At 73.7% G+C, this 5,625-nt stretch carries 7 protein-coding genes; all 7 read right to left on the reverse strand.

Annotated elements, in window-relative coordinates:
- Positions 1 to 1,148 (reverse strand): chromosome segregation SMC family protein (locus CTKZ_RS19085; protein WP_148090520.1); only part of this gene is annotated, 1,148 nt, incomplete at its 3' end.
- An 83-nt stretch (positions 1,149 to 1,231) separates the two neighbouring features.
- A complete protein-coding gene (ndk, locus tag CTKZ_RS19090; RefSeq protein ID WP_124344401.1) occupies positions 1,232 to 1,657 on the reverse strand; it encodes a nucleoside-diphosphate kinase in 426 nt (141 codons plus the stop codon).
- Between the two features lie 54 nt (positions 1,658 to 1,711).
- Positions 1,712 to 2,107, reverse strand: a complete 396-nt coding sequence (locus CTKZ_RS19095) for a DUF4233 domain-containing protein (protein ID WP_124344402.1) — start codon at positions 2,105 to 2,107, stop codon at positions 1,712 to 1,714.
- 9 nt (positions 2,108 to 2,116) lie between these two features.
- Entirely contained in the window at positions 2,117 to 3,844 is a 1,728-nt protein-coding gene (locus tag CTKZ_RS19100) for an MDR family MFS transporter (RefSeq protein ID WP_124344403.1), read from the reverse strand.
- A 91-nt stretch (positions 3,845 to 3,935) separates the two neighbouring features.
- Complete coding sequence (locus CTKZ_RS19105; protein WP_235843561.1) at positions 3,936 to 4,613, reverse strand: TetR/AcrR family transcriptional regulator; 678 nt, start codon at positions 4,611 to 4,613, stop codon at positions 3,936 to 3,938.
- A 96-nt stretch (positions 4,614 to 4,709) separates the two neighbouring features.
- Positions 4,710 to 5,423, reverse strand: coding sequence for a dihydroxyacetone kinase phosphoryl donor subunit DhaM (gene dhaM / locus CTKZ_RS19110; protein WP_124344405.1), 714 nt, complete (start codon positions 5,421 to 5,423; stop codon positions 4,710 to 4,712).
- Positions 5,420 to 5,625 (reverse strand): DAK2 domain-containing protein (locus CTKZ_RS19115; RefSeq protein ID WP_124344406.1); only part of this gene is annotated, 206 nt, incomplete at its 5' end. The genes CTKZ_RS19115 and dhaM, both read right to left, overlap by 4 nt.

Here is a 5,625-nt window from a genome sequence, read left to right on the forward strand (position 1 = left end):
GCACCGCGCAGCGCGGTCGCGAGCTCCTTCTCCGCGGCCGCCGCCGCCTGCTCGGCCTCCTGGCGGGCCGTCACCGCGGCCTCGAGTGCGACGCGTGCGAGGTCGACCTCGGCGGCGAGCTCGGCCTCCGCGGCCCGGACGCGCTCCGCCTGCGCGGCGAGGTCGTCGGGGTCCTGCCCGCCCGTGCGCTCCGACCCGGCGCTGCCGAGCAGCCGCACGCGGTCCGCGGCGAGCGACGCCGTGCCGCGCAGCCGCTCGCGCAGCGACGACAGGCGGTACCAGACCTCGGTGACCTCGGTGAGGTGCGGGGTCGCCTCGGCGGCCTCGCGCTCCAGGGCGGTGAGCCCGTCGCGGGCCGCGGCGAGCGCCTGCTCGACCTCGGCGCGGCGGGCGAGCAGCGCGGACTCGTCGGCGATCTCCTGCTCGAGCGTCGCGCTGAGCTGCGCGAGGTCGTCGGCGAGCAGGCGGGCGCGGGCGTCGCGCAGGTCGGCCTGGACGACGGCGGCCTTGCGCGCGACCTCGGCCTGCCGCCCGAGCGGTCCCAGCTGGCGGCGGATCTCGCCGGTCAGGTCGCCGAGCCGCGTGAGGTTGGCCTGCATCGCGTCGAGCTTGCGGAGTGCCTTCTCCTTGCGCTTGCGGTGCTTGAGGACGCCCGCGGCCTCCTCGATGAACCCGCGCCGCTCCTCGGGCGTCGCGCGCAGCACCGCGTCGAGCTGCCCCTGCCCGACGATCACGTGCATCTCGCGGCCCAGGCCCGAGTCGGACAGCAGCTCCTGGATGTCGAGCAGCCGGCAGCCCTGCCCGTTGATCGCGTACTCGGACCCGCCGCTGCGGAACAGCGTCCGGGAGATCGTGACCTCGGTGTACTCGATCGGCAGCGCGCCGTCGGTGTTGTCGATGGTCAGCGCGACCTCGGCGCGGCCGAGCGGCGGACGGCCCGCGGTGCCGGCGAAGATGACGTCCTCCATCTTGCCGCCGCGCAGCGACTTGGCCCCCTGCTCCCCCATGACCCACGCGAGCGCGTCGACGACGTTCGACTTGCCCGACCCGTTCGGGCCGACCACGCAGGTGACGCCCGGCTCGAAGCTCAGCGTCGTCGCCGAGGCGAACGACTTGAACCCCCGCAGGGTGAGGGTCTTGAGGTGCACGGGGGAAGCCTAGGACGTGGACGGCGGGCGGTCGGGGACGCGGGGCGCGTCCGCCGCCCGCCGTCGGTGTCAGGTGAGGGGCGTCAGAGCGACGGGAACCACAGCGCGATCTCGCGCGCCGCCGACTCCTCGCCGTCCGAGCCGTGCACGAGGTTCTGGATGACCTTGAAGCCCCAGTCGCGGGACAGGTCGCCGCGGATCGTGCCGGGGGCGGCGACGGTCGGGTCGGTCGCGCCGGCGAGCGAGCGGAAGCCCTCGATCACGCGGTGCCCCTCGACGACCGCGGCCAGCACCGGGCCGGACCGCATGAACTCGACGAGCGGCTCGAGGAACGGCTTGCCGGCGTGCTCGGCGTAGTGCTCCGCGAGCAGCGCCTCGTCGGCCTCGCGGAGCTCGACGGCGACGAGCGTGTAGCCCTTCGCCTCGATGCGACGCAGGATCTCCCCCACCAGACCCCGGCGGACTCCGTCGGGCTTGACGAGGACCAGGGTGCGCTGCGTGTCAGTCATGGGCGTCACCCTAACGGGGGCGCCCGGGCGGCCCGGTGACGTGTCCGTGAACGGTCAGGGGCCGACCATGCCGGGGTGCGCGGCGTCCCACTCGGCACGCTCGCGGTCGATGCGGCCGCCGACGCGCAGCGAGAACACCCACATCGCGGCGAACACCGCGCCGACGACGAACATCATCGGGATCACGAAGCCGCAGGCCAGGACGACGACCTGCGCGACCGACCCCGCGACGTAGCCGCCGGGTCGACCGACCCAGCCGGCGAGCACGACCAGGACGACGGTGAGCGAGCCGCCGACCCACCACACGGTGGCGGTGTCGGCGACCCGCAGGCCGTACGCCACGAGCGTCGCGAAGAACACCACGAAGGCCTCGAGAACGAGCATCGTCTGGGTGAACTGCGGCTTCGCGGGGCGCTTGCGGCGCACGGCCTGCGGGTCGGTCGAGCTCATCGGGTCAGGTTACCGGGCACCCACGGCGTCGCCGTCGGCCGCTCGGTCGCCCGCGGTGGGCGCCCCGTCGTCGTCGTGCGCGGAGGCCGAGAGCTCGTCCACGACGACCGCGCCGTCGACCGTCGCGTCCGCGCGGACCGCGCCCGCACGCACGTCGTCCGCCGCGACCGCCTCGCCGCGCGCGACCATGCCGGCCACGTCGGAGAGCTTCACCTCGCGGAGGAACAGCGCGAGCACGAAGCCGACCACGACGAGCGGGATGAAGTACCAGAACGACGACGACAGGCTGCTCGCGTAGGCGTCGATGACACCGGTCTTGAACGGCTCGGGCAGCTGCTGGACGACGTCCGGGGTGAGGCCGGACGCCTCGCCGCCGGAGCCGGCGGGCACGCCCGCGAACACGTCGGTGACCTGCTCGATGAGCCGGCTGGTGAACATCGTGGAGAACACGGCGACGCCGACGGCCGCTCCGATCTCGCGGAAGAAGTTGTTCGCCGACGTCGCGGTGCCGAGCTCGTGCGGGTCGACCGCGTTCTGCACGGCCAGGACGATCGTCTGCATGACGAGGCCCATGCCGGCGCCGAGCACGAAGATCATCGCGCCGAACAGCCACATCGACATGTCGCCGGTGATGCGGGTCAGCCACACCATCCCGACGGTCGTGATCGCGAGGCCCGCGACGGGGAAGATCTTGTAGCGGCCGGTCTTGGTGATCGCGATACCCGAGCCGATCGCGGTGAGCATGACGCCCGCCATCATCGGCAGCAGGAGGTAGCCGGACTGCGTGACGCCCACGCCGGTCGACATCTGGAGGAACGTCGGCAGGAACGCGAGGGCGGAGAACATGCCCATGCCGAGGATGAAGCCAATGGCCGTCGCGATCGTGAAGGTGCGGTTGCGGAAGAGGCGCAGCGGAAGCAGCGGGTCGGACGCCTTGAGCTCCGCCACGATGAACAGCGCGATCGAGAGCAGCGTGCCGACGACGAGCGCGAGCAGGCCCGGGTCGGACCAGTCGTAGCCGCGCTGCCCGCTCCAGCTCTCCCAGCTGGTGGCGAGGACCAGGCCGGACGTGCCGAGGACGACGAACAGGATGCCCGCGACGTCGATGCGGCGGCCCGAGCGGTGCGACGGCAGCTTGAGCGCGAACCACGCGACGGCGAACGCCGCGATGCCGACGGGGATGTTGATCCAGAAGCACCAGCGCCAGTCGGCGTGCTCGGTGAACAGGCCGCCGAGCAGCGGGCCGACGACGGCCGCGATGCCGAACAGGGCGCCCATCGGACCCATGTACTTGCCGCGGTCCTTGGCGGGGACGATGTCGGCGATGATCGCCTGCGACAGGATCATGAGGCCACCGCCGCCGAGGCCCTGGATGCCGCGGCCGACGACGAGCCAGCCGAAGGACCCGGCGAAGCCGGCGACCGCGGAGCCCGCCGTGAACAGCGCGATCGCGACGAGGAACGGCCAGCGCCGCCCCCAGATGTCGCCGAACTTGCCGTAGAGCGGCATGACGATCGCGATGGCCAGGATGTAGGCCGTCACGACCCAGCCCTGGTGCTCGACGCCGTCGAGCTCGCCGACGATGGTCGGCATCGCGGTGCCGACGATCGACTGGTCGAGCGACGACAGGAACATGCTCGCCATGAGGGCGCCGAAGATGAGCCAGACGGTGCGGGGCGTGAGGACGACGAGCGGCTTGTCGCTCGCTCCCACGTCGGGGACGGTGGCGGTGGCCATGGGGTTCCTTGCTTCTCAGGGGACGTGGATGGCGTGGTCGTGCGGGCGCGCGGACGCGCCCGTCCCGCGGGTGGCGGGCAGATCGGGTGCGTCAGTCGGCGAGCAGCGCGCGCAGCTCCCCGACGACGGTGTGCAGGTGGTCGCGGATCTCGCCCTCGCTCCCGCCCGACTCCCAGCGCACGAACGTCGCGTGCGTGAGGAACAGGGCGAGCGAGGCGACGGTGTCGGGCGAGTGGACGGGGTCGTCGCCGAGCCGGCGTGCGACGAGTGCCATGAGGTTGCCCTTGTGCTTGTCGAGCCACGCAAGGTGCCGCGCGAGCAGCCGGGGCTCCTGCGCGGCGATGGCGAGGCCCTTCGCCATGCGCGCCCGGCCGGGGGGCGCGGCGTCGAGCAGCGAGCCGACGAGGTGCTCGAGGTCGGTCACGAGGTGGCCCGTGGGGCCCCCGGACGCGAACTCGTCCTCGACCAGCGGGTCGATCGGGTACGTCGCGTGCCCGAGGACCGCGTCGTCCTTCGTCTCGAAGTAGTTGAAGAACGTGCGGACGGAGACGCCGGCGGCCTCGCAGATGGCCTCGACCGTGACGGCGTCGAGACCGTCGCGGTCGACGAGGCGATGGGTGGCGTCGATGAGCGCGTCGCGGCGGGCGCGCTTCTTGCGCTCGCGGAGCCCGAGGGCGCCCACGAGCTCCTCGATGCTGGGCGCCGACTCGTCGACGGGCCGCGTGTCGGCGGGGTCGGCGAGTCCGCGCGTGGCGTCGACTTCCTGCATGGGATGCAACATTACATCCACTGCAACTTTGCAGTCCATGCAGTTTCTGTGCCGTCGCTCACCCGGCCCATCCAGGCCGCGCGCCCAGGCGTCGCGTCAGACCTCCCCGAAGCCGCCCTCCACCGCGTCGAGCAGCGCGTCGCGCGCCTCGACGGCCTGCGGCCCCTCGGCCTCGACGACGATCTCCTGCCCCTGCACGGCACCGAGCTTCATGAGCTGCAGGACGCTCGCCGCGTCGACGCCGTTCACGCGGACGCGCGCGTCGTAGCCGGCGATCATGCGCGCCACGATCGCGGCGGGACGCGCGTGCAGCCCGAGGGGGTTCCGCAGCACCGCTGAGCCCCGCGCCACGTCGTCCCCCTGGGCCGCCGGGGCAGCGGGCTCGCTCGGCGGCACCGCCGCGAACGTCGTCCCCGCGTGCTCGGCCGCGGCCACGACGGCGGCGAGGTCCGCTCCCCCGTGCGCCGCGACCGCGGCGGCGACGGCTCCCTCGACGAACGGCGCGTCCGCGAGCCGCACACGCGCGGCGACGTCGGGCTCCGCGAGCTCGAGCACCGACTCCGCGGTCAGGACCGCCGAACCCAGGTCGGTCAGCACGACCGCCGACCGACCGTCCGCGGTCGCGTCCGTCAGCGCCGCCTCGACCAGGTCGAAGCTCGTGCCCAGCCCGCCGTCGGGCCCGCCGCCCGCCGCGAGCAGCAGCACGCCCGGCGCCATCTGCCCGGCGAGCTCGACCGCGCCCTCCGCGAGCCCGCGCGAGTGCGACACGAGCACCAGCGCGACGCGGGCGGTCGCGCGCTGGGTCGTCACGCCGCTACCTGCGCCGCGGCGGCGAGGAGCAGCTCGGTCGACCGCGCACCCGGGTCGAGGTGGCCCGCCGAGCGCTCGCCCAGGTAGCTGGCCCGTCCCTTGGTCGCGACCAGCGGGATCGTGGCCTGCGCACCGTCGGCCGCCGCCTGCGCCGCCGCCGCGAGCACCGCCGGGGGTGCCGCGCCCTGGTCGGCCGCCGCGA

It is taken from the genome of Cellulomonas algicola, from assembly GCF_003851725.1.
Classification (GTDB): domain Bacteria; phylum Actinomycetota; class Actinomycetes; order Actinomycetales; family Cellulomonadaceae; genus Cellulomonas; species Cellulomonas algicola.